Annotated in this window: 18 protein-coding genes; 4 read left to right on the top strand and 14 right to left on the bottom strand. The window is 46.1% G+C overall.

The window, feature by feature from the left end; translation table 11 throughout:
- Positions 1-140 precede the first annotated feature (140 nt).
- The 5 genes from ACUALS_RS16350 to ACUALS_RS16330 form a co-directional block, all read right to left on the bottom strand.
- A complete protein-coding gene (locus ACUALS_RS16350) occupies positions 141-1,292 on the bottom strand; it encodes a response regulator (protein WP_454449863.1) in 1,152 nt (383 codons plus the stop codon).
- Between the two features lie 60 nt (positions 1,293-1,352).
- Positions 1,353-6,137 (bottom strand): PAS domain S-box protein, encoded by a 4,785-nt coding sequence (locus ACUALS_RS16345; protein ID WP_454449862.1) that lies wholly within the window; start codon positions 6,135-6,137, stop codon positions 1,353-1,355.
- A gap of 20 nt (positions 6,138-6,157) precedes the next feature.
- The gene (locus ACUALS_RS16340; protein WP_454449861.1) at positions 6,158-7,333 is read right to left on the bottom strand and encodes an EAL domain-containing response regulator; all 1,176 of its coding nucleotides are present in this window, start codon (positions 7,331-7,333) and stop codon (positions 6,158-6,160) included.
- A gap of 181 nt (positions 7,334-7,514) precedes the next feature.
- Positions 7,515-8,885, bottom strand: coding sequence for an L-serine ammonia-lyase (locus ACUALS_RS16335; RefSeq protein WP_454449860.1), 1,371 nt, complete (start codon positions 8,883-8,885; stop codon positions 7,515-7,517).
- Positions 8,886-8,896: 11 nt separating this feature from the next.
- Entirely contained in the window at positions 8,897-10,438 is a 1,542-nt protein-coding gene (locus ACUALS_RS16330; RefSeq protein WP_454449859.1) for a sodium:solute symporter, read from the bottom strand.
- A 338-nt stretch (positions 10,439-10,776) separates the two neighbouring features.
- Between ACUALS_RS16330 and ACUALS_RS16325 the strand changes: the two genes are divergently transcribed.
- From ACUALS_RS16325 to ACUALS_RS16310, 4 genes are all read left to right on the top strand, one after another.
- Complete coding sequence (locus ACUALS_RS16325) at positions 10,777-12,075, top strand: MFS transporter (protein ID WP_454449858.1); 1,299 nt, start codon at positions 10,777-10,779, stop codon at positions 12,073-12,075.
- A 99-nt stretch (positions 12,076-12,174) separates the two neighbouring features.
- Positions 12,175-13,191, top strand: coding sequence for a nuclear transport factor 2 family protein (locus ACUALS_RS16320; RefSeq protein ID WP_454449857.1), 1,017 nt, complete (start codon positions 12,175-12,177; stop codon positions 13,189-13,191).
- A 382-nt stretch (positions 13,192-13,573) separates the two neighbouring features.
- Positions 13,574-14,575, top strand: a complete 1,002-nt coding sequence (locus ACUALS_RS16315; RefSeq protein WP_005474603.1) for a LacI family DNA-binding transcriptional regulator — start codon at positions 13,574-13,576, stop codon at positions 14,573-14,575.
- A gap of 136 nt (positions 14,576-14,711) precedes the next feature.
- Positions 14,712-15,125 carry a VF530 family protein gene (locus ACUALS_RS16310; protein WP_038136300.1) on the top strand — a complete coding sequence of 138 codons (414 nt, stop codon included), beginning with the start codon at positions 14,712-14,714 and terminating at the stop codon, positions 15,123-15,125.
- A gap of 96 nt (positions 15,126-15,221) precedes the next feature.
- Here the strand turns inward: ACUALS_RS16310 and ACUALS_RS16305 are convergent, their stop codons facing one another.
- From ACUALS_RS16305 to ACUALS_RS16265, 9 genes are all read right to left on the bottom strand, one after another.
- Positions 15,222-16,475: a DEAD/DEAH box helicase gene (locus ACUALS_RS16305; protein ID WP_454449856.1), complete on the bottom strand. Its 1,254-nt coding sequence runs from the start codon at positions 16,473-16,475 to the stop codon at positions 15,222-15,224.
- A gap of 184 nt (positions 16,476-16,659) precedes the next feature.
- On the bottom strand, positions 16,660-16,956 hold the full coding sequence (gene mnhG, locus ACUALS_RS16300) for a monovalent cation/H(+) antiporter subunit G (protein WP_454449855.1): 297 nt from the start codon (positions 16,954-16,956) through the stop codon (positions 16,660-16,662).
- The gene (locus ACUALS_RS16295) at positions 16,956-17,216 is read right to left on the bottom strand and encodes a monovalent cation/H+ antiporter complex subunit F (RefSeq protein WP_454450039.1); all 261 of its coding nucleotides are present in this window, start codon (positions 17,214-17,216) and stop codon (positions 16,956-16,958) included. Before ACUALS_RS16295 ends, mnhG begins: the two co-directional genes overlap by 1 nt.
- A 28-nt stretch (positions 17,217-17,244) precedes the next feature.
- Entirely contained in the window at positions 17,245-17,721 is a 477-nt protein-coding gene (locus ACUALS_RS16290; RefSeq protein WP_454449854.1) for a Na+/H+ antiporter subunit E, read from the bottom strand.
- Entirely contained in the window at positions 17,718-19,286 is a 1,569-nt protein-coding gene (locus ACUALS_RS16285; protein ID WP_454449853.1) for a proton-conducting transporter transmembrane domain-containing protein, read from the bottom strand. Before ACUALS_RS16285 ends, ACUALS_RS16290 begins: the two co-directional genes overlap by 4 nt.
- Positions 19,283-19,636 carry a Na+/H+ antiporter subunit C gene (locus ACUALS_RS16280; RefSeq protein WP_009704566.1) on the bottom strand — a complete coding sequence of 118 codons (354 nt, stop codon included), beginning with the start codon at positions 19,634-19,636 and terminating at the stop codon, positions 19,283-19,285. Before ACUALS_RS16280 ends, ACUALS_RS16285 begins: the two co-directional genes overlap by 4 nt.
- Positions 19,636-22,242, bottom strand: a complete 2,607-nt coding sequence (mbhE, locus tag ACUALS_RS16275; protein WP_454450038.1) for a hydrogen gas-evolving membrane-bound hydrogenase subunit E — start codon at positions 22,240-22,242, stop codon at positions 19,636-19,638. The genes ACUALS_RS16280 and mbhE overlap by 1 nt, the downstream gene beginning before the upstream one ends.
- 294 nt (positions 22,243-22,536) lie before the next feature.
- Positions 22,537-22,728 carry a hypothetical protein gene (locus tag ACUALS_RS16270; RefSeq protein ID WP_083794680.1) on the bottom strand — a complete coding sequence of 64 codons (192 nt, stop codon included), beginning with the start codon at positions 22,726-22,728 and terminating at the stop codon, positions 22,537-22,539.
- Between the two features lie 81 nt (positions 22,729-22,809).
- Complete coding sequence (locus ACUALS_RS16265; protein WP_454449852.1) at positions 22,810-23,745, bottom strand: universal stress protein; 936 nt, start codon at positions 23,743-23,745, stop codon at positions 22,810-22,812.
- Between the last annotated feature and the right edge of the window lie 82 nt (positions 23,746-23,827).

The raw sequence follows: 23,827 nt of genomic DNA, 5'->3' as shown, positions 1-23,827 counted from the left end.
ACTGTGAAATCTACGAATCGACATCAAGGCGTGCTGATTAACCCCGTATAAGTGCATAAAATCTCTGCTAGCTTTCAATATGCAGTAAAGTTTGGCTAACAGCCAACTTAAAACGCTGACCATATTGGTATATCACCGCATTATGATTGGTTGATCACTTTGGCAATTTTCTTGAGCAATAGGTCTGCTCGCGTTGGCTTAACCACATAATCAGACGCACCATTGTCTATGCTCGCTTGAATCATACTTTTATCGGCGTGGCTAGTGAGCATAATGACTGGGATATTTTTTGTTATTTCGACCTGTTTCATCGCCTGAAGTGTCGCCAAGCCATCCATGATAGGCATATCAATATCTAACAAAATCAACTTAGGAATCATGACTTTTGCCTTCATGATCGCTTCAACACCGTTACTCGCCAGTTCCACTTTAAAGCCTCTGGGTTCGAGAATAGTGGCAATGATTTTTTGCATCACGGGTTGGTCGTCTGCAACCACAACAATCGGCCTTTCCGACTTCATATGTGGTTTAACGGTTTCTAACATTGAGGAGAATGCTTGTAGCGAGCCGACACTGTTGTCTTTGTATGTCTCGAGGTTCTCACGGAACGTAGACATCGAAAAGTCCCTTGCTGAGGCTTTTTGCAATGGTTCGGGTAGAGAGCTGATGATGCTAGAAAATGCTTTTTGCCATTCTACTGCGGGTACGTTGTCGAGTAATTCGTCTAGAGGCTTGGTAATTTCGTTGAGATCTTCAGCTTGTTGATCGGCTTGCACATCCACCTTAGTTCGCAGTTGGGCAATAGAATCAATACTCTGGCTTAGTGTCTGGAAGAGTTCCGCATTGTCCTCTGCGACCTTTAACAGTTCAACATCCGATTGCAGGTGCTCCGCTAAGCGCTTTAAAGTCAACTTAACACGGTTGGTGTCGTAAATCGGCTTGATAATTTCGTAGGTGTAAAACTGATTTTTCTCACACAAGTCATACGCATCTAAACGACTCGATTTATCACATAACAATATCTCGAACCTAGGAATGTGTGATTGATTATTGAGTGCATCATGTCCGTGAAGAAGATTAGAGAGCTGCTCTGCATCTGCTGCTGAGTCAAACGCGTAAATAAAAATGATACTCGTATGCTCTCCTGACAACGTTTGAACAAATTTGCTTTGGTCAGATTTGACGTTAATCGGTGTAACATCATCAAACATACTTGTGATCAGTGATTGAATGATATCCAAAACGGCGATGTCTTCATAAAAGACATAGATGCTAGTTTGTTTAAAGCTCATGCCTGTTCCCTCTCCAAGTTACCGCCAACCAATCCTTTTCAATAAGCCCAGATGCATTGATTAAATAATATTGTCTGCTTTGAGCTGTGCTTCGATCTCTTCCATCATCGCCTTCACTTCGACAAGAAGCTCACGAGCGTCTTCTCGCTTGTTGTAGCCTTTTTCAATTTCTCGGAACAGGTCACCGAGCTTTTTAGCTCCACTCGATGTCGACGCGCCTTTCGCCCCGTGCGCTAAGCTTCTCACATCATCGAGCTCATTAGCTTCAACGGCCTCTTCCAGCTTTATGACATCTTGACTAACACTGTTCCAAAACATCGACAACACTGCACGTTTCATCTCCATATCCTCGCTGCCAATAACATTAGCGAGATGGTCATAATCAATCAGTGCTGTATCGGCATTTGACTCTGTAAAGCGACTACTCGACGTGTCATCGCCGCTTTGCTGCTTATCCCGCAGTGCTCGACCTCTAAGACGCAGTGAGAGTACCTTGTTAAGTTTAGCTATCTCTACTGGCTTTGATATATAGTCATCCATTCCGGCTTCCAAGCAGTGCTCCGCTTCACCAACAAGTGCATTTGCCGTTATCGCTACAATCGTTGTACGATCTAAACCCATTTCAGACTCAATCCGACGTATTTCCGACGTCAGCTCGAAGCCATCCATTTCAGGCATATGGCAGTCTGTCAGCACCATAGCGAAATCGCCATCAATCCAACGTTCTAAAGCCTGCTGACCGTTTTCCGTCATCTCAAACTGATAGCCTAATTTGGTCAACTGCTGGCTCAGCACCAAGCGGTTTGTTGGCTGGTCTTCCGCGCACAATATCACTATACCTTCTGTAGGTTCGTTGACTTCATGTTGATGGGAGCCAACGTCACCATACAAACTGGCAGACCAATCAAAGTCGGGGCTTTCGTTGCCAGAAAGTATCGCTAAGCCATACATAAGTTCGGTTGGTTTTAAAGGGTGCGCGCCGACGACAACCTTATTCGGTTCTGCATACCCTTTTGTGGAAGCTGGATTGTCATCTAGAACCAAGCATCGATATCTCTCGCTCACCTCTGCATGAGCAAGATCGTCTCCAACAACAATCATCTTGGAAGACGTCATCAAATCATCGTTTGCGACCGAATTGATGATTTGCTTCGGACTCAGCTGCGCAAGCACCTTTTCGGTTGAATCGCGCAAATACCGATCACCGATATTGAGTACAATAGCAAATTCCGACAGATCAAAACGGTCAAATTGACAATCAGAGTTCGACACTTCACCTGGGATGGTAAAGGTAAACCGACTACCGTGATGGTGCTTACTTGTGACGCGAATTTCACCGCCCATCAGCTCGACAAAGGATTTGCTGATACTCAGCCCTAGCCCGGTACCTCCAAACTTGCGAGTGGTAGAAGTATCGGCCTGAGTAAACGGCTTAAACAGGCGCTCAAGTTGATCTTGAGTCATGCCGACACCGTTATCTTCAACCGCAATTCGCAGCTCTCCCTCCGTATAGCCGACATACACTTTCACATAACCTTGCTGCTCGTGACTTGCAGTAAATTTAATGGCATTGCCGAGTAAATTAAGTAGAACTTGACGCGTACGCACTGGGTCTAGAAGGAGTGACTCGGGTAAGTTATCTTCCACCTCTAGGTAGAGACCGACATCTTTTTGATGAGCATTGACCCAAAGTGCATCGAGCGTCTTTTCGACCAAATTTAGTATATTGACATCAGTTAAATCTAGTTCCATTTGCCCAGATTCAATCTTCGAAAAGTCGAGAATGTCATTGATTATCTCGAGTAAAGAGAATGATGAGTCTCGAATGGTGCTGACCATATTTACTTGATCTCGACTCAGGTTGGTTTCTCTAAGCAAATCAACCATCCCAATGACGCCATTCATTGGCGTTCGAATTTCATGACTCATAGTGGCAAGGAATCGAGATTTTGCTTCGTTGGCTTGTTTTGCTGAGAGTGTCTCTCGCTCTAGAGCCGCTTGCGCATCTTTTTCATCAGTAATGTCCAAGTTAATCCCGAACACCATTTTATCTCCGGACTCCTTGTCGAAGACCACATCACCCGCCGCTTTCACCCATCGAGTTTGATTGGTCTTTTGATTGATAATTCTAAACTCTGCGTTGAACACCTCTTTGCTTTCCAGTGATTCCTTAAAGGCTTTTGTCGCGTAGGAAAAGTCATCGGGGTGCAGTGATCGTTCCCAATCTTCATAATGAAGGGGTTTGTTGCGCTCAACACCATAAAGGGTATACATGCTGTCATCCCACTTAAGAGCACCAGTATCCACATTCAATGCCCAATTGCAGATTCCTCCCGCATCTGAAGCTAAACGCATTCCACGGAGTAACCCATCTCTGGCAGTCTTGGCTGAACGTAACTCTTTTTCTATATTCTTGCGCTTGGTAATGTCTTCCACAACCGCGACAAAATACTTGGGCTGCTCCTCTTCGTTGGTCACAGCTGACACCGATAGCGTTGCCCAAAAAGTATCACCCGATTTATTGAGGTATCGCTTGTCCATCGTAAATGAACGTTGTAATCCCTCAATTAAATCATCGACCATCTGCTGGCTTTCATTCAAATCTTCAGGATGTGTAACGTCCCCAAAATGCATTGATAACAGCGCTTCCTCGCTGTAGCCAAAGATCTGACACATTTTGTCATTCACCTCGATAAAGCGCCCATCCAATGCAACCCGGCATATGCCGACTGCTGCTTGGCTAAACGCTGCTCGGTACACCAGCTCTCTCTCAAACAACTCGTTCTGAAGTAGGGTTTCCCTCGCTTTCGTTTCTTCCTGTACCGTAATATCTTTCACGACGCCGACGAACACTTGAGTATCACCTACTTTCGCTTCGCCAACGGAAACTTCAATAGGGAATACACGGCCAGACTTATGCAGCCCTTCAACTTGTCTTGGCTGACCAATGAGCTTTTTGTCACCCGTTCTCATGAAGCTTTGAATGTACTCGTCATGCTTATTGGCATATTTCGCCGGCATCAAAATAGCAACATTCTCACCAATTAACTCATCCCTATCACGGCCAAAAATCAGTTCTGTCGAACGGTTTACATCAATAATGGTTCCTTTGTCATCGATAACAACCGTACCGTCCAATGCCGTATCAAACACGGTACGAAGGCGAGTCTCAGACTCTCTCACTTCTTCGGTTCGGCGAGCTATCTCTTGCTCCAACTTGGTCGTATTTTCTGCCTCACGACGCTTCATTTCAGTAACATCGGTTTGGATACCAATAAAGTGGGTCATCTCCCCTTGTTCATTGAAAACAGGGTCAATCTTCAAGTTGTTATAGAACAAGGTGCCATCTTTACGATAGTTTCTAATAACTACCGAGCAGGAGGTTTGATTAGCAATCGCGTCACGCAGCTGATCTATCCCTTTTTGGTCTCGGTCGTCGTTTTGCAAAAATCGACAGTTTTTCCCTAACACTTCTTGTCGGCTGTAGCCGGTTTGCATTTCAAACGCTTTGTTGGCAAAAATGATGGGAAGGTCCGGCTGAGTTGCGTCACTCACCACAATACCCGATGTGGTCGAATCGATGGCTTTATTTTGAATATCAAGCATGGAGCGCTGCTCGCCAGTCTCTACGCTCAGTTGCGCTCGCTCTATTACGATATCTTTTAGGTTATCAAGCTCAGAGACCATAACAGCGATTTCGTCTTGACCCTTTACCGCTGGCAAAACAACGTCTTTCTCTCCATTTGCCAGACTCTTTATTGCCAACGACAGCTCATTGAGCGGGCTCGCAATCTTTTTCCCTAGATAGAATGACACTAACAAAATCAGCACTAGCATTATCATCGATAAAAAGAACGTCGTTTTAAATAACAAATTGGAATCAAAGAACGCTTCATCAACCGAGACTCGGATCAATGCAGACCAACCAAGTCCTGGGTAATCGTAAGCACCTTTGGTATGAGCATACCCTGTCACTTGCTCAATCTGCTTTCGAAAATGCATAGATATGTTTGACCCGCTTCGACCCGCTACCGCAAGTCGCGCCCCTTCCACACCGTTTGTCGCCAAGTTCAACTGATTGAGCACATTAAAATCACGCGAGTACCGCGCTTTACTTTGCCCCACTGGGTCATAATCAACAATGATGCGACCTTCTTTGTCTAAGATCGTTAGCTCTGAGCTCACAAAACCCCGATTGGACAACAACTCGTACGTTTCTGCGACAATCGATTCGACCGCTGAAAAATCAACGACGTTGACCCACAAGCCCGCTTTACGGCCTTCATGGTCAAAAATCAGCGATGCAAACACCATATCAAAAGAGTTAGGTTTATCGTCGATGAGGAAACGCTTAGGACCAATAACGTAGCTACTTTCGGGTTGTTCAGGTACTAAAGTTTCGCCGGAAATGGCTTCTTGGAACCAATCACTATTGGCTACTTTTTCGGCCGAAGCTTGAGAGCTAGAAAGCGTTTTACCAAACGAGTTCTTGGTGCTAAATGCCAACAGTTCTCCATCAAGATCGAAAACCATAATACGTCGATACACTTTGTAATTGCTGACAAAATCGTTGAGGCTGGAAGCGAACTTAGGGCTTGAGGTGATGAATTTGAGCTTTCCCTCGTCGACTCTTCCCAATGAAAGGCGAAAAGCTTGAACATCGTGGTAACGCTCAAACAAATTACGCTCTATCAGCCGGATCAACAAGGTGGCCTCTCGCTCCATGTTGAGCAACATTTTTTCTTGCTGAATATCTCTCGCTTTAAGAGAAACGACCGTCACCACTGCAAGCATGATGAGACTTAAACTCAAAAACAGCAGTGGCAATTTGATGGAAAACTTCATTCGCTTTTCTCTTTATGGTTTCAGCCTTGTTTAATCAGCTCTATGACAGAATCGAGTGGCATCGGCTTGGCGTACAAGTAACCCTGTCCAACCCCACAGCCTGACCCAATTAGAAACGCTTCAACGTCTTCGGTTTCTACCCCTTCCGCGACAACTTCAATACCCATCGCCTTTGCCATTTTGATACTCTGTTCGACAATGGCAGCAGACTTTGTGTTAGACAAACAGTCGACGACGAAACTTTTATCTATTTTCAACTCGTTGAAAGGAATGGTGTGCAACTTAGCGATCGAAGAGTAACCCGTACCAAAATCATCGATTGAGAGCTTGAATCGCATAATTCGCAATCTCAACATTTGCGCGTCTATGGTGGTCTGGTCGGTGCTGATTGCGGTCTCTGTTAACTCGCAAACAATCTGTTCATGAGGAATTTCATATGTGCTTGCAACACGATTCAACCACTTGGGGAAATCACGGTCTTCTAATACTTTACCGGAGATATTGAACGCAAATGTGAGTTTTGACAGGTGTTCAAACTGGTTTGATATGTCTCGCAACGCAAATTCAATGATCTGCTTTGTCATTGCAAGTATCAACGAAGGTGATTGCTCAGCAGTGGGAATAAATCGGTCAGGAAAAATTAAGGCTCCATTATGATCAAACAGCCTAGCTAATATCTCTAGACCTTTCACTTTTTTACTACTAAGAGAAAGTTGGGGCTGATAATAGGCTTCCAGGCGACCATATTGGAGGGCTGCCTGAAGTTCACTTTCGCTCAACACAGGCAAATTCTTAGTAGTACTTTTTTTTGAGGAGCGTTTCTGGATAGTATTGAAAAGACACTGAACAGTAGGGAAAGTGATCGGTTTTTCAACGCAGCCTATGATGTTGAGATCGTACAATCTCGCAAGATTCGAGGTTGATGCTAACACCTCTTGCTCTTGACTGCTGATGATAATGACTGAACCTTGATACTCTTGATCACCTAAAAAGCGGAGCACTTCAAAACCATCTTCGACCGGCATGTCTAGATCGCAAAAAATAACGTCAAACTCATAGTCTACATACTTGCTTTTCGCCTCTTGGCCATCTTGCGCTTGCACGACTTGGCCGATACCCAAGTTGTTTAAGCACAGTGATAGTGTATGTCTTACTACCGATTGATCATCAATGACGAGTACTGTGCTGGATTCCATTGTCACAACACTTTCTCCTACTAGCACGATACGAAAGCGTCATTTGCTTTCTCTTTATTGTTAGTACTTTAGTGTAGATAGTAGGATCATATTTCGCCAAATAAGCTTAAAGTAAAATGTGAAGCCAATTAGTTTAAAACAACTCAAACGCACCGAGCCAATCCCGTAAAGTAGCGAAAGACTACTCACACGGCGGAGAAAGATGAATGAGCGCTAACCCTCCCAATGAGGTCTCCCGATACTTCTTGTTCATGTCTTTGCCCGTTTGGTACATGGTTTCAATCACCTTATCCAACGAGATCAAACATTTACTATTACGCTTTAATGCCATGCGAGAAGCATTGATCGCTTTCATTGCCCCCATGGCATTGCGCTCAATACACGGCACTTGAACCAAACCACCAATAGGATCGCACGTCATCCCCAGTGAGTGCTCCATAGCAATCTCAGCCGCAATACAAATTTGCTCGTTGCTACCACCACGTAGCGCGGTCAAGCCAGCGGCTGCCATAGAGGAAGATACACCAACTTCACCCTGACAACCCACTTCGGCCCCAGAGATTGACGCATTGGTTTTGTACAAAATGCCAATAGCACCGGATACAGCAAGGAAGTCTTTGAGCTGTTTAGTATCAAGCGGTTTGATGAAGCGATGGTAGTACATCAATACCGCAGGAATCACACCTGCCGCACCATTGGTTGGCGACGTAACCACTTGTCCGCCCGCTGCATTTTCTTCACTTACTGCAAAAGCAAACAGGTTAATCCAATCCATGATTTCCATTGGATCGTTTTCGATTGCTGCATTTGCTTCAAGCTTCTTCAGCAAGTTTGGCGCGCGGCGGGTCACGTTCAAGCCACCTTCCAAAATCCCTTCTGTCTCGAAACCACGCTCCATACAGCGAATCATGACACGCCAGATCTGTTCTGCACGTTGATTAATGGCATCCATATCCTGAAATGCTTGTTCGTTTTGCAGGATCATGCCGCCTAAGCTCATGCCGTTCTTCTCTGCTTGTACCAGCATTTCGTCTGCACTAGAGAAAGGGAACTCGACCTCTACTGGAGCAATCGCACTGCCATTTTGTATTTCATCCGCCGTTGCGATGAAACCACCGCCGATCGAGTAATAAGTTTCAAAACCAATTTGCTCACCTTGTGCATCGAACGCGGTAATCGTCATACCATTTTCATGCAGAGGTAAATTCTCTTGGCGGAAGAGCATATCCGATTTGTAGTTGAACTCGATGTCATGGCGACCATTGACCGACAATATCTTTTCATCGACAGCTTTGCGCATCGCTCGGTTGGCCGAAGCAATTTTAATCGTATCGGGCTTATTGCCTAACAAACCCAGAATCGTCGCACGATCCGTATGGTGACCAACTCCAGTGAGTGAAAGCGAACCATAAAGATCCACTTGAATACGAGTCACTTTTTCCAAGTTAGATTCAATTAAGCGCGTGAAATGGTATCCCGCAATCATTGGTCCGTTGGTGTGAGAACTCGAAGGCCCCACACCGATCTTGTAAATATCAAAGATAGACAGCATAAACTTACCCATTAAGACAGTGCAGCATAAAGCCAATCAGGAAGCACCGCACAAGCTGCGATGGTCGCGGCTGCGAACGCCAACAACCCATAGTGGCTCGCCGTTGGCTTTGCAAAGAGATGTTTTTGATTGTTGATAAAGATTTGTTGCTCAGCACTCACCGAGCCCCATCGACGACTGACCTGTACCCCGACGACAAGAAATACCAAGGTGCCTAGCGGTGCAAACCAAGGCCAGGCGATGTCCATAAATCTCGCGACAAAGACTACAATCACACTGGCAATACTCCCTGCGATCACGCCTTTCTCATTGGCAGATGACCAAAATAGGCCTAAAACGAACGAACCTAATCGAATGCCGACAAAGATGGAGGTTAAACTGGCAATGGTTTTCAGTACCGACTCGTTAGATACCGCTAGCAAGGCAGGGATAATAACCAACGCCGCGGCCAGCAAACTCATCTTTCGCGCGACGTGTTCATAGTGCTTATCGCTTGCGTTTTTGCGGACAAAGCGTTTGTACAGGTCGAAAGTGGCCACAGTGGCCATCGAATTATAGGTAGAGTCCAAGGTTGACATCGCTGCGGCTGCAAGAGCCGAAATGATAAGACCAATCACAATCGGGTTAGTATGATTGAACACGAAATCTAGGATCACTTGATTGCTGTTTGCAAAAGCGTGATCTTGGTAAAAAACGCTCAGAAGCACGCCAATTAACGCAAAGAACAGATAGATGAAAAACGCGCCATAGCCACACAACAGCATCGATTTCTGTGCCGTTTTCTCACATTTGGTGGCCAGTGTGCGTTGAATGATCAACTGGTTGGTGCCATACACATTCAAGTGCAAAAAACTCACCGCCACAACCCCAGCCCAAAGCGTTGTATCGACGCCCAAGTCAAAGTTTAGGTTGAGTATATTCAGTTGCTCGCGCGACAAGTGCTCTGCCGCATCAATGTGGGTCAATAAGATAATGAAAATAGCGATGCTACCTAGAACCAACACCGCAGACTGCAACATATCGGTCCAAATCACCGTCGAGATTCCACCAGCATAGGTGTAACCAGCGGTAAAAATACTGATATAGATAATGGCTTGGAAAATATCAATCGGCAGAACATGTACCAGGATAAGGGCCACCGCATAAAGAATCACACCAGCAGAAATACACTGCACCACAATAAAAACAATCGAGTTGATGGTTCGGGCATACACACCAAATCGGTGCTCTAGGTACTCATAGATGGAGGTTAAACCCAGCTTATAAAAAACCGGAACAAAAAAGATAACGGCAAAAAAGATCACGATGGGATAGTTAAGATGAATACTCATCGCTTCCATACCCGAGCTATACACCCAACCGGGCATACCCACAAAGGTCATCGCACTGATGTAGGTGGCCAATATAGACACCCCAGCCGTAAACCACCCAAACTGCTTCCCGCCAGTGGAGAAATCACCACCAACGCGATATCGCCTATTCACCAAGTAGCTGATTAGCAGCGTGGTTGCTATGTACACGGCAATAACAATTAAACTTGAGTACGTAACCATTTTGAAATTTCCGAATCTATTTGGAAGCTGTGCGACGCGCTTTATACTACTTAAAACTCGCTTCCCATTTCCAAAATGTCACTGTAACTGTGACTATCGTCACCAATATAGGTGATTTTGTGTTCAAGAATGACAAAACCATACTAGTTCGAGATCGTGATCACTAAAAACCCCAAAATGGGTACGCATTCATTTGAAAATTGATTTTGATCACGGATCATCATTCACCATTAAAACTATGATTAGCACCGAACAGAAACGAAATAAGATCAAGTGAAGATCAACATCATTTAGTCTTTATATTTTTAAAATCCAATGAAAATAGAGGTTTATCGGTCATGACTGCGAAAAAACACATGAGCGAAGTTCCTATGATTCAAAGAGTAACTGCGTATCTTGCGATACTAGTCGGATACTTTTTCTATTGTTATAACTTTGTAATTATTGACTACGTACGCCCTTACATAGTGGAAGCGTATGATGGCATTAGCTTGTCAGATACCGCTCAGTTCTACACCTGGCAATCACTGGGGGCGCTTATTGGTGCTCTATCTTGTGCTTGGTTTGCCACCCGGTTTGGCAAGAAGAGCACCCTAATCGCCATTACAGCGTTAAATGGTGGCGCCACCATTATCAACATGATGTTTACCGACTACGCCACTTGGGCGGCAATGCGATTCATCGTTGGTATTTCTCTGGGTGGTTATTTCACCGTTGCAGTGAGCATGATGATTGGCCTATTTCAACCCACCGTTCGCGGCAAGCTTACTGCTTTCGCCTCTTCTATGTTCTCAGTGGCCTTAATGGCTATGGGTGCTTACGCAGCCTTTATTTCTAGTATTGATGCGCCTTGGCAAAGTCTGATGTGGGTAGGGGGTGTGCCGCCGCTAGCCGCCGCGGTAGTGATGTTATTTATTCTGCCTAGCGATAAAAAAGTGATTGCCTATGGGGAAGAAGAACAAGATTCAGACCAGGGCAATGCTCAGCAAGAAGTGAAAAAAGGCTCTTGGGGCGAAATGTTAAGCAAGCCGTATCGTACGATTACCATTACTTGTTTACTACTCGCTGGTCTAAACTTCTACGGTTATCAATTCTTCTCAGGCTTCGTGACCACATACTTAAAAGAAGTTCGCCAATTTGATGGTGCAACCATAGGCCTTATCTTCTCAATCTCTGCATTTGGATCGCTGTTTGGTGCTTGGGTATGGGGCGCTATCGCTGACAAATTTGGTCGTAAAGTGAATGCATTTGGCTTCATTCTTGCGGGCATCATGGTTTCAATCTTCTTCGTTGCGCCAAGTGACGTGATGATCGGTAGCCTTAATATGCTGGCGCTACTCGGTCTTATCTACAACTTCGGTCTGTCAGCATCGGCTGTATGGGGTGGCTACTTCTCAGAGCTGTTCCCTCCACACCTACGCAGCTTTGGTGCCGCGCTATTCCATGGTGGACGTATTATCGGCATGTTCGCGCCAATGGTCCTTATTTTCATCCAAGAGCGTACCGACCTACAAACCGCAATGTGGGGCTCACCGATTGTCTGGATTGTCGCTGGTCTACTATGGCTATCTCTACCAGAAACACTGAAAGGCGGCGTGTTCGACAAGAACAAGAAAGCGCAATCAGCCACTGCTTAATCAAAACAACCCTGCCGGCTGAACGGTCAGCCGGCAAAACAAATTAACTTCGAGTCCTGTTCCAACTTTGCTGACTCGGCAACTGAAAGAGAGTTTATTATGTCTAAATATCAAGAAGCTAAGCGTGTTGTTCGCAACTATTTCGACGCTATGGAAAACGCAACGCACGAGAACGTAGCAGAAGTTCTTAAAGCGCATACATCTGAAGATTATCTATGGCGTGGTGTTTATCCATTCCGTGAGCAACAAGGTGCTCAAGCCGCAGCAGACGTTTTCTGGGCTCCTTTGATGAAATCCATGACTCGCATGCAGCGTCGCCAAGATATCTTCATTGGTGGTGAAAACGAAGTGACACCAGGTGAAATTTGGGTAATGAGCATGGGGCATTTCATGGGTCTGTTTGACGCAGAATATCTAGGTATGCGCCCTACAGGTAAGATCATGAACATCCGTTATGCAGAGTTTAACTGTGTCGAGAACGGCAAGATCACTAAAACCGGTCTTTTCCTAGATCTTCTCGGTGCGATGGACCAAGCGGGTTGTTACCCACTGCCGCCATCGACAGGTAAACACTTTGTCTACCCAGGTCCTCGCAATCACGATGGTTTGCTGTTCGAAGATGCAGCGCCAGAAGAAGGCGTAGCAACACTGGCACTGGTCAACAAAATGGTGGATGACCTATCGGCACTCAACGACAGCGGCGCAATGGGCTGCCCACCAGAAGTCTTAGAAAAGAGCTGGTCTAAAGACATGATTTGGTACGGCCCATGTGGTATCGGTGCGTCTTACACCATTCCTCGCTACCAACAGCAACACCAATTGCCGTTCCGTAACAACCTTAAAGACAAGAAGTTCAACGGCCACGTCTGTCGCTTCGCTGAAGGTAACTTCTCATGTTTCTTCGGTTGGCCAAACCTATCAAACACGCCAATCGGCGGTTTCCTAGGAATGACAGGTGGCGAAGTGCGCGCCGACATGCAAGTTGTCGATGTTTATTACCGTGATGGTGACAAACTGTCAGAGAACTGGGTACTGATTGACCTCCCATACTGGTTAAAACAGCAAGGTCTAGATGTGTTCGAGCGCACATCAAGCATCCTAAACCCATCACTATAGTAAGTCCGAAAGGCGGGCCGTTAACCCGCCTCAATATCGCTTAGATCGCCCTTTCGGTTTAAGCGATTTGCTCCCAATTGGTTTGAAGGCAGTGAGTTTGTAAACAGCGACGATCAATTCGTCGCTAGTATTCGTTACTACTTCTGGGAACGCCGCTTGATGCGTTTATCGCAAACGCCATCCATTCAAGCCTTACTTTATGGTAAGGCTTTTTGCTTGAAGCACGTCTTTTGACCACTACTCTCTTTTTGGGTTAACCCAAATGACAAAACCAAAACCTTTTCCAGCCTTTATTTAACTGAAAGATTACTCTTTATGTAGATGAATACGTACCTATTTATGGTAATCTATATGTAGTTTAACGTCGTATGAATCTGCACACATGTCTGCTGAAAAACAAACCGTCACCTCCAAAGACGTCGCCAAGTTGGCTGGTGTCTCTCAATCTACTGTTTCACGCGTATTTGTTCCGGGAAGCAGCGTCTCTGAAAAGACAAAGACCAAGGTATTTGAAGCGGCAAAAGCACTCAATTATCGCCCAAATGCGTTTGCACGTAGCTTAACAACCAATGAATCGAAACTTATCGGCTTGGTCTTTCCCGACGCCGACTACCCTATTCATATGAAAACCCTCCAGCTCATTTCTACCGAGTTGCAAAAGCAGGGTTACTCTGCGGTATTGATTCCGTGGCAAGTGGATGACGAAGACAATCATTCGATTCCCAATATCTTCCAGTATCGTGTTGATGGCGTCATTGCCGCTTCTGCAACGTTTAATAAATCTTTGTACGAAGAGTGTGAAGAGTTCAATATCCCTATTGTTCAGTACGCGCGAGTCGTAGAGGGCACCAAGAGCAGTTATGTTATTAGTGACAATTACGAAGCAGGACAACAAGCCGCACAATTGCTGCACGAAAGTGGGGTAAAAAACGCAGTTTACCTAACTGGTGAAGTACCAACCTTTACCAACGACGAACGCCAAAGTGGCTTCTGCACAGAATTTGAAGATTTAACCGGTAAAACACCGCGCATCATCGAAGCAAGCTACGATTACGCGAGTTCACTTGATAAAGTGCGAACTATGCTGGCTGACAAGAATCGCCCTCAAGCTGTTTTTTGCGCAACCGATAACCTTGCGATGGCTGTTATGGATATCGCAAGGATTGAGTTCGGGTTAACCATTCCACAAGATCTCAAAGTCATTGGCTTCGATAATATCCCTCAAACGGAATGGTTGAGCTATCAATTGACGACTTTCCGACAAGACTTCCGCCGTTTAGCCCGTGAATGCGTAAAAATCATCGTTGATCAAATCAACAACAAAAACAGCAGCTTGGTAAAAATGATGGTGCCTGTGAAGCTCATTGAACGAAGCACGACATAATAGGGTAATGCTATGAGTTTTTGATAGCCTCCAAAAGCGTAAATACCACTCGTTTCGGGGGCTGAGTAGCAACTATCAATACCTCTGAACGATAGACTCTGCTAAACTCCGCCCTTTAATGAGTATGGCGCCAAAAATGATGACTGACGAAGAGCGAATCGAACTGCAACGAAACAACCCACTGCATGGGTTAAAACTTGAAACAATGTTGCAAGAGTTGGTGGATTTTTATGGCTGGGACATTCTAGATACAGCAATGCGCTTCAACTGCTTTAACACAAAACCTTCTATTGCAAGCAGCGTAAAGTATTTGAAGAAAACCGATTGGGCGCGAGAAAAGTTAGAAAACTTCTACCTCTACCGTTTTAAACGCATGCCACGCGCAAGTGCAGAGGAATATAACTTGCCGCCGAGAGCGCGTACGTTTCCTCATGGCCTTGAACCTAAGGAGCCAATGCACCTTACGGTAGACTCCATTTTGAAGTCGCAAGCCAAAGCGGCGTCAGCATTTAAAAAACGCTCACCTCGTGGACGCCCACCACGTCGATAATGCGATACAAAAAAGCGCCTTACTTGTACATCAAGCAAGGCGCTTTTTCTGTTTAGGGAGCGCTCACCAATTCGGCTCACCTCCCTAACATTAAAACTATTCAGTGCGCTTTTTCTTCTTCTTTTTGCCTGTGCCTTCAGGCTTGGCACGTGGCTTCATAGGCAGGAAGTAAGCTTCACTTTGATCGTCTTCAACCTCAAACCCTTCAACCTGCTCGCGCTCAAGCTGAAACTTATTCTTCTTTTCGATCACTTTGAAATGATGATAATCATCATAATCAATCAAAGACAAACCAAGACCAACTTCACCTGCACGACCACTTCGTCCAATGCGATGCATATAGTCAGCTGGACTGCGCGGAAGATCAAAGTTAATCACCACGGGTAACTTCTCGATGTCGAGACCGCGCGCTGCAATATCTGTCGCAATCAGCACTTGAATCTCACCCGACTTAAAGCCATCAAGAACACGAGTACGAGCACCTTGCCCTTTGTCGCCGTGGAACACTTCCGCGGTGATACCACGTTTTGACATTTTTTGAGCCAAGTGATTACAGGCGTTCTTCGCATTCACGAAAATCAAAGTCTGTCGCCATTGATGCTTTTTGATTAGATGCGCCAATACCGCCGTTTTCTCACCTTTATTCACACTGAATACGCGCTGTACCAAGGTACTTGCTTCGGCACTTTGCAGCTGAACTTCAACGGGATCACTCAACAAGTGTTGAGCCAAGGTGGTCACCTTTTCAGGGAAAGTCGCGGAAAATAACAGTGTTTGTTTCTTCTCAGGAAGCAGCGCAAGAATCTTGTTAAGCTCATCGGTAAACCCAAGGCTCAACATACGATCGGCTTCATCGAGAACAAGCGTTTTCACTTGGTCCAACTTGATGGCATTACTCGAAACCAAATCAAGCAATCGACCTGGTGTGGCGACGATGATGTCACTCCCACCACGAAGGGCCAACATTTGAGGATTCACCGATACACCGCCAAATACAGCCACCGTTTTTACCTTATCTCGAAGGTGGTACGAGTAGGATTTCACGTTGTACGCAACCTGTGATGCTAGCTCACGAGTTGGGACAAGAATAAGGTGTGAAACGAAGTTACCGCGAGAGCGGTTTGAATCACCTTGCTCGAGAATCTTTTGTAGGATAGGCAACGAAAACGCAGCAGTTTTGCCAGAACCGGTATTAGCGCCACCAACAAAATCCTTGCCCTCAAGTACGTGAGGAATGGCGTAAGATTGAATTGGGGTTGGCTGAAGATACTCCAACTCCTCAAGTCGTTCGACTAAGGTTGGAATCAGGCCGAGGTCGGCAAAGGTCGCTTGCTGTGTTTTATCTGTCATTGCGATAAGTGGCTCAGTGATAGGTAAAGGGCGTGTATATTATGCTATTTAGCCCAAGGATGTTAGCGATAATAATCAGCCTCTCTTAACATGACTCTAAATGTCACGGATCGAGACAATGCGTGATCTAGCACACTAGTGTCTAATAAGTCGTAGAAGAGCGGCTCATCTCCAAATTACTTAGCTATTTGTTGTTTCGCCAGATTTGATAACCACTTTCCTGCGTCGCCTTACCCAGCAAGTGTGCCGCTACCGGGGCGGTGATAAAGATAAACAACATTGTGCCAATCACTCGAGAAATTACCGTGATATCCGGTATCGCTATCGCCACTGCCAATAACAACGAAGCTAAGCCCACCGTGCCAGCTTTGGTTGCAGCGTGCATTCGCGTGTAAAGGTCAGGCATTCGCAAGATCCCAAGACTCGCGATGAGCGTAAACAAGGTTCCGAGACAGAGTAAAATCCCTACAATAATGTCCATTACACCTCTCCTTTTCTTTTGAAGATAAGCCTTGCAAATGCAATCGTCCCGAGGAAGGCCACTAGACCGAGCGTGATAGCAATATCCAACAAGGATTTTTGTCCACTATCTAAGGTATAAACGGCAATAAAACCCACTGTTACAAATGAAATCAGATCAAGCGCTATCACTCTATCGGCTAAGGTTGGACCAAGAACCAAACGAATGAATGCCATCACAACACTGAGCAACAAGCCAATATAAGCGAACGTGATGCTCATCTGTAACCAACTACCTACCTGTAATCCATCAGCCACGCGTCACCTCCAAAATCCGTTTCTCTAAACCATCTTTGATCTCTCGAATTACCTTTTCGTGCTCGGGTGCAAACATCGCGTGCACCACCATGTGCTTCTTATCTGGCGTGACATCTAAGCTCAAGCTCCCCGGAGTAAGTGAAACCATGTTGGCGAGCAACGAGATCTCTAAATCTGACTCGGCATCTAGCGGCACATAAACAATATCTGGGTCACTCAAATGGGTTGGCGTAACCACATCCCAGACAACTCTGGCTACCGATATCACCATCTCATAACAGAAGAAAAGAAACAGGCCGACCAAAGCACGGAAGCGTCGGAAGTAACTGGTTTTCAACCCAAACGGTTGGCTAAGTCGCAATGCCAAAAAACCGACCACAAAACCAAGAATGAAATTCGTGCCTGTATAGTTGCCGTTTAGCAGCATCCAAGCCAAAGCGAGAAACAAGTTTAAAAACAGATAAATCATTGGTTCCCTCCCGATGCATTCAATGCCACGTGTTCAGCTATTTCGCTGTCAACTATTGCAGTGTCAGCTAAAGCACTCTCTCCAAGAACCGCTTTTACATAAGCTTGTGGCTCAATCAACTGTTCTGCGGCGAGTTCTGCAAATTGGTAAAACGGCTCGGCTGCCAAACCAATAATCAGGCTTAACGTGGTCAATGTCGCTATTGGCACGCAATACAACCCTTTTGTGTAATTGTTCATTGGCTGAGCTTTGAGTGTTTGCTGAGGCTTTTTCCAAAACACCTCGTTCCAGATCTTGGTCATCGAGAACACCGTTAACAGCCCCACTAAGAGCGCTGCCCCTGCAAGCCAATAAAACTCGGTTTGCAAGCTAGATTTGATGACAAGGAACTTGCCCCAGAAGCCCGACAAAGGTGGAAACCCCGCTAAAGAAAATGCAGGAATGAGAAACAAGAAAGCGAGCCAAGGCATGGCTTTGTAGACGCCACCTAATTGCCCCAGATTACCCGAGCCATATTTACGCTCGATAAAGCCGCCAATCAGAAATAAATTTGCTTTCACTATGATGTGGTGCACGATGTAGAAAATCGCGCCCGCAATGGCAAGCGGCGTGTAGATCGCCAATCCCATGATCATGTAACCAATCTGGCTGATGATATGGAAAGAGAGAATCTTTTTAATGTCGTACTGGCTCGCTGCCCCCAATACGCCAGTTAACATCGTAAGCCCTGCCACCCACATCAAAGTCGGTTGCCAACCGCTTTCTGATAGCGGGAAAATCAAGGTGAACACACGGATTAATGCGTACACCCCAACCTTGGTCAGCAACGCTGCAAACAGTGCGACAACCGCGCTCGGCAACGTATGGTAAGAAGCAGGAAGCCAAGCAAAAACAGGGAACAACGCCGCTTTAATTGCAAACGCGAATAGGAACAGTACCGCGAGCAAGGTTTTGGTGTCTGACGGAATCAGTGCAGCTTTGGCGTGTAAATCCGCGAGGTTCAAAGTCCCTGTAGCACCGTAGAGTAAGCCAATCGCGAGCAAGAAGACCAAGGTCGAAATTAGATTGAGCATCACGTACTTCACTGCTCCATCCACTTGATGCTTTGATCCATCTAAGATCATCAAACCAAACGATGCTATCAACATCACCTCGAACCACACGTAGAGGTTGAAAATGTCGCCAGTAAGAAACGCTCCATACACGCCGGCCAACAAGACATGCATTAACGCATGAAACGTGCCGTAAGACGCCTTTTCTTGCAGATCGCCCATGGCGTAGAACACGCTAACTACACCAATAATGGCCGTCACCATCACCATGGCAACGGCAAGATAATCCGCCACAAAAACAATGCCAAATGGCGCAGCCCATTGACCGAATGCCACTGCTTGTGGACCGCCGTTGATGACATCGTGCGTCAACAATGCTGCAATCACCAAGGTTGCCAATGCGCTTGTGCCGCTTATTGCATCCACCAGCGCTTTGTTACGCTTCACGCAGAAGATGGCGACAGCGGTAAGAAGTGAAACAACTACGGGTAACGTCAACCAAATCGTCGTCATTCATCCTCCTCAGAACGTCGCATCGCATCCACATCTGCCGAGCCCGCCTCGGAATACGCGCGGTAAAACAACATTAATGCGAACACCAACAAACCAAAGCCAATCACAATGGCGGTCAAAATTAAGGCTTGAGGAAGCGGGTTTGCCGCACCTTCTGGTGGCAACACCGAATTCGCCTCAATCAATGGCGGTAGTCCGGGGGTTAAACGTCCAGCAGTGAAAATCGCGATGTTCACCGCACTGCTCAACAAGATCAAACCGAATAGTAAGCGTAAGATGTGTCGTTCAAGCATGAGATAGACACCAGCAGCGACAAACACACCGACCACGAGACTCCATAGTATTTCCATCAGTCCAACTCCTCATTCACGCGCAGCAACATCCCCATCACGCCGCCAATAATGGCGAGGTAAATGCCGACATCGAATATCAGCGGTGTGCCAAGTGGCAGAATGTCTTTCCACCACAAACCCGTCAGGAACGGCAAATTGAAGGCAAAGCTTATTAGGCCAGCCACAAAGCTTAAGAAAATGCCAAACAGAGCAATGCTAAATGGCGCGTAATACAAGCGGTCACGCACATACTTTGGCGATTCTGCAAACATCAGTAGCGCAAAACCAATTACAGCGATCAGCGCTCCAATGAAGCCACCACCCGGTTCGTTGTGACCTCGTAATAAAAGGTAAAGTGAGAACACCAACATCAGCGCTGCAACAATGTGTGCGGTAGTCGCAAAGATAAGGGAACGGATACGGTTGCGTTTGTGATAGTGCGTTTTCAACAAGCTAACCGCAGCGATGCCCGCCATTACGACCACAATCACCTCGCCTAACGTATCGAAGGCTCGGAAATCGACCAAAATCACGTTGACGATGTTGCGTCCATGCCCGCCGGGAACGCTGTTCTCTGCGAAGAAATCAGCCAGAGTGGAATCTAAAGGTTGTGCGGTGATGTTTATCAATAACGCCGTTACCGACATACCAATCACACCCGCTATCGCCCCATGCAGTAATCTTCGACGTACAGTATGTTGCGCTACCGTCAATAGACCTGGGATGTGGCGTATCAAGAGCACCACAAATACAACCATCAAGGTTTCTACCAACAATAAGGTTTTCGCTACATCTGGTGCGCTGTAAAGCATAAAGACTAAGGTGGTCATAAAGCCCACCACGCCAAGGGCAGAGACAGCCAGCAAACGAGACGTGGTAAAAGTGCAAACTAAGGCAGCCCCAATGAGCAACAGCGCAATGCTGATTTCGTAGAAGCTAATGTCTGCTAATGCAGCAAAACGAGCTTGTGGGATCACTAACGGGCTGCTTAACAGCAATCCAGCCAGCACAATAAAGAACAACAATACGTAATGGCTTAAGCGCTTTTGCTGCAATAACTGCGTTTGCCATTTCGCCAAACGCATCATGCTAACCATGATTTGGTCGAAAACGGATTCTGCTGTTGGCAACACGGGTACTTTACGTTGCCAAATCACTAGCAGCCTTGGGTAGACTCGATACAAAACAAAACCGAGTAACAAAGTTAATGCGCTGAGCGCCAATGGCAGATTCACGCCCTGCCACAGTTTGGCAGCCTCTGGTGCGGAGTCAGGCAAGCTCGACAAAACACCCGGAATAACCACATTGTTGTTGATCCACCCTAAGCCAAATAACGGCGCAAGCACACTGGCTATGGCAAGCAGCATTGCTGGCATCCATAACCCTTTACTAGCTTCCACTTTCTTGGCTAGCGTGGGATTACCTTCATACGTCGCGAAGAAAGGTTTAACGATTAGCGCCAACGCTAATGCCACCATGGTGACGTTAACCATAAGGAATATCGAGGTTAGGATGACACTCACTTCCAGACCGGATTTGTACATGTATTCTTTGCTTAAGAACCCAAGTAGCGGCGGCACACCTGATTTCGACAAGGCGGCAAGGATTGCGGCTGTGACACTGAGTATTAGTGCTGCTTTCAAACCATGCAGCATTCGAATATCACGCGTTCCTGTCGCCTTATCGATATTACCCACCACCATAAACAGCGCTGCTTTGTAGAACGAGTGCGCCAAGATAAACAACAGCGCGGCCATCATCGCTAGCTCAGTCCCCATGCCTATCAATAGCACCAATTTACCTAAGGCGACGTTGGTGCTGTATGCCAGCATCAGCTTCAAATCGGTTTGCTTTAGGGCCAGCAGCGCGCACCATATCGCGGTAAAACCGCCAAAAATACCGAGCGTGTAAAACCAAATCTCGCTGTGTGAATAGATAGGTGACACACGGGTAAGTAAGTACACCCCAGCCTTCACCATAGTGGCAGAATGAAGATAGGCACTCACTGGCGTTGGCGCTGCCATGGCATTGGGTAACCAGAAGTGGAATGGAAACTGCGCCGATTTAGTAAACGCACCGAGTAAGATCAGAATCAACGAAGGCAAAAACCATTCATGTTGTGCAATCAGCGCACTTTGCGCGACGATGGAACTTATCTCATAACTGCCAGCCATTTCACCCAGCAGTATCAAACCAGCTAATAACGCTAAGCCACCAGCGCCAGTGACAATAAGTGATTGCAATGCATTCTTGCGGGATTTGTCTTTCTCATGATTAAAGCCAATCAAAAGATACGATGTGATGGTAGTGAGCTCCCAAAACACAAAAAGGAGCAGGATATTGTCGCTCGTGACAACTCCGAGCATGGCTAACATGAACAGTGTTAAATACAGGTGGAAAGAGAATCGAGACGAATGCCCCTTCAGGTAAGCCAGTGCGTAAATCTGGATAAGCGCACCGATACCGCTGATCAAACATGCAAATAGGAAAGACAAGCCATCCAACTTGAAGCTCGGGTTTACATCTAAACCCGGAACCCAAGCCGCTTGCCAACTTACGCCTCCCGGCTCATACCAACTAATGAGCGAGACGAAAATGACCATTGGCAGCAAAGGAAAGATCATAAGAATCAACGAACGATCTTTTGAGCCTTGTGTGTTTTTATTCCCTATTACGCTATTCAATATCGCCATCCATTTCGTTAGGTTCACACTTGGATGGTGACTCATAGAATCAACGGAAAGACCGCCCTCTCCTGATACTTCAGGCTTCAACCACAATTGTCGATTTGGGTGTTAGAAAGGAAATCCGAGCAAGACAGGTGAACGGATTATCTAGAATGCGAAGGCTTTGAAGCAGACCGCTGAACACTCAAGTCACCATCATCCATTTCAATATAAATTTCGCAATGGATAGACCTACTTACTGTCAGGAGAGACGTAAGAACGCAGGTCGCCGTGGGTGTTAGTCTGATCAAAGAAGAAAGTCGACTCTTCATTCAGCGCATTAAGAGCGTCATAGGAGCAGTCACCTATGTCATTTCTTGGGCACACGTGAATGTTAGATCGCTCAAGCATCTCAGTTTGACAAATAGGGCATAGTTTCTTCATACAATCCTCCAGTAAATAATTATTAACCTGTGGGCTACTGTCTACCTTGGTGTTGCTCTTTCAGCGAAAGTAAACTCTCGATTACGTAATGGGAGAGACAAAGCCCTCTGGCTTCATGGCGACTAGGGAGCAATTGATCGATTGGAGAATGTTCTCGGCAGTATTACCGATCACAAAGCCAGAAATACCAGTTCGGGCTAAAGTCCCCATAACCAAAACATCTATTTCAGTGTCATTAACACACTCTGGAATTTTATCATCTGGTTTGCCATGCAAGTGGTGAATCACCAACTCACCAGAAATACCAGAATCCTCAATTAACCTTTTTAATGCTTGTTCGTGCTTTGTTTTTGCTTTTGAAATCTCTTCCGACAACTGTGAATCTTCCACTTGGATCCAAACATGGTTGTCGAGGTAATTCTCCAAATAATATTCCCAACAGGAAATAATGTGTAACCGGCTATCACAGGTGTCCGCAATCGAACGAGACAGTTCCAGCAATCGACGCGAAAGTGCTTGTTGCTCATCACCAACCGCCATCGGGTCCACCGCAACGGCAATGCGCCTTTTATCTCTGGGTTTAGATGCCGGGCGATGAAGCCAAACCGGACAAGGGCACTTGCGCAGTAGCGTCATGTCGATCGCTTTAAAACCTTCAGCCCCTTCACTGAGTGGTTCCGCCTCTTTGATGATCAGGTCATGGTGGTGAGCAATCGCCTCTTGGATAATGCAAACCGCTGGTTGTTCACTTCCTTTCACTCGCAATGGAAATGGAACCTGTTCTGGTGAAATGTTGTACTGCTCTCGCAGATTTTTCACGCTCTGCTGAAGTGATTCGTGCAGAGAGTGTTCATAGCTTTGTTGGTACTGAAAAAGCGTATTTGGAAAATCGGGACAGGCGATAAGTCCTGAAACCGGAACGCGATTACTGGCGGCTATACTGATCGCTTGACCCAATGCTTCGCTGTGCCCCGGCAATCCCTGTGTGGCAAAAAGTATGTTCTCGAATCGTCTCATAAACACCTCCTTGTTGGTTAAATATTAGCCAATGGAAGTGACTTTTTTCTAGCACGCAATTGTAACCACTCATTAGGTGAAT

Source organism: Vibrio sp. NH-7, assembly GCF_053643215.1.
This window is presented reverse-complemented; position numbering and strand designations above follow the sequence as displayed.

Excerpts from the sequence above, each read along its gene's own strand:
- ACUALS_RS16310 (WP_038136300.1), top strand. The coding sequence starts at position 14,712 with ATGATGACTGACGAAGAGCGAATCGAACTGCAACGAAACAACCCACTG.
- ACUALS_RS16285 (WP_454449853.1), bottom strand. The coding sequence starts at position 19,286 with ATGACGACGATTTGGTTGACGTTACCCGTAGTTGTTTCACTTCTTACC.
- mnhG (WP_454449855.1), bottom strand. The coding sequence starts at position 16,956 with ATGGACATTATTGTAGGGATTTTACTCTGTCTCGGAACCTTGTTTACG.
- ACUALS_RS16295 (WP_454450039.1), bottom strand. The coding sequence starts at position 17,216 with ATGAGCATCACGTTCGCTTATATTGGCTTGTTGCTCAGTGTTGTGATG.
- ACUALS_RS16320 (WP_454449857.1), top strand. The coding sequence starts at position 12,175 with ATGTCTAAATATCAAGAAGCTAAGCGTGTTGTTCGCAACTATTTCGAC.
- ACUALS_RS16305 (WP_454449856.1), bottom strand. The coding sequence starts at position 16,475 with ATGACAGATAAAACACAGCAAGCGACCTTTGCCGACCTCGGCCTGATT.
- mbhE (WP_454450038.1), bottom strand. The coding sequence starts at position 22,242 with ATGATCTTTCCTTTGCTGCCAATGGTCATTTTCGTCTCGCTCATTAGT.
- ACUALS_RS16335 (WP_454449860.1), bottom strand. The coding sequence starts at position 8,885 with ATGCTGTCTATCTTTGATATTTACAAGATCGGTGTGGGGCCTTCGAGT.
- ACUALS_RS16270 (WP_083794680.1), bottom strand. The coding sequence starts at position 22,728 with ATGAAGAAACTATGCCCTATTTGTCAAACTGAGATGCTTGAGCGATCT.
- ACUALS_RS16265 (WP_454449852.1), bottom strand. The coding sequence starts at position 23,745 with ATGAGACGATTCGAGAACATACTTTTTGCCACACAGGGATTGCCGGGG.
- ACUALS_RS16350 (WP_454449863.1), bottom strand. The coding sequence starts at position 1,292 with ATGAGCTTTAAACAAACTAGCATCTATGTCTTTTATGAAGACATCGCC.
- ACUALS_RS16315 (WP_005474603.1), top strand. The coding sequence starts at position 13,574 with ATGTCTGCTGAAAAACAAACCGTCACCTCCAAAGACGTCGCCAAGTTG.
- ACUALS_RS16325 (WP_454449858.1), top strand. The coding sequence starts at position 10,777 with ATGACTGCGAAAAAACACATGAGCGAAGTTCCTATGATTCAAAGAGTA.
- ACUALS_RS16290 (WP_454449854.1), bottom strand. The coding sequence starts at position 17,721 with ATGATTTATCTGTTTTTAAACTTGTTTCTCGCTTTGGCTTGGATGCTG.
- ACUALS_RS16340 (WP_454449861.1), bottom strand. The coding sequence starts at position 7,333 with ATGGAATCCAGCACAGTACTCGTCATTGATGATCAATCGGTAGTAAGA.
- ACUALS_RS16330 (WP_454449859.1), bottom strand. The coding sequence starts at position 10,438 with ATGGTTACGTACTCAAGTTTAATTGTTATTGCCGTGTACATAGCAACC.
- ACUALS_RS16280 (WP_009704566.1), bottom strand. The coding sequence starts at position 19,636 with ATGGAAATACTATGGAGTCTCGTGGTCGGTGTGTTTGTCGCTGCTGGT.
- ACUALS_RS16345 (WP_454449862.1), bottom strand. The coding sequence starts at position 6,137 with ATGAAGTTTTCCATCAAATTGCCACTGCTGTTTTTGAGTTTAAGTCTC.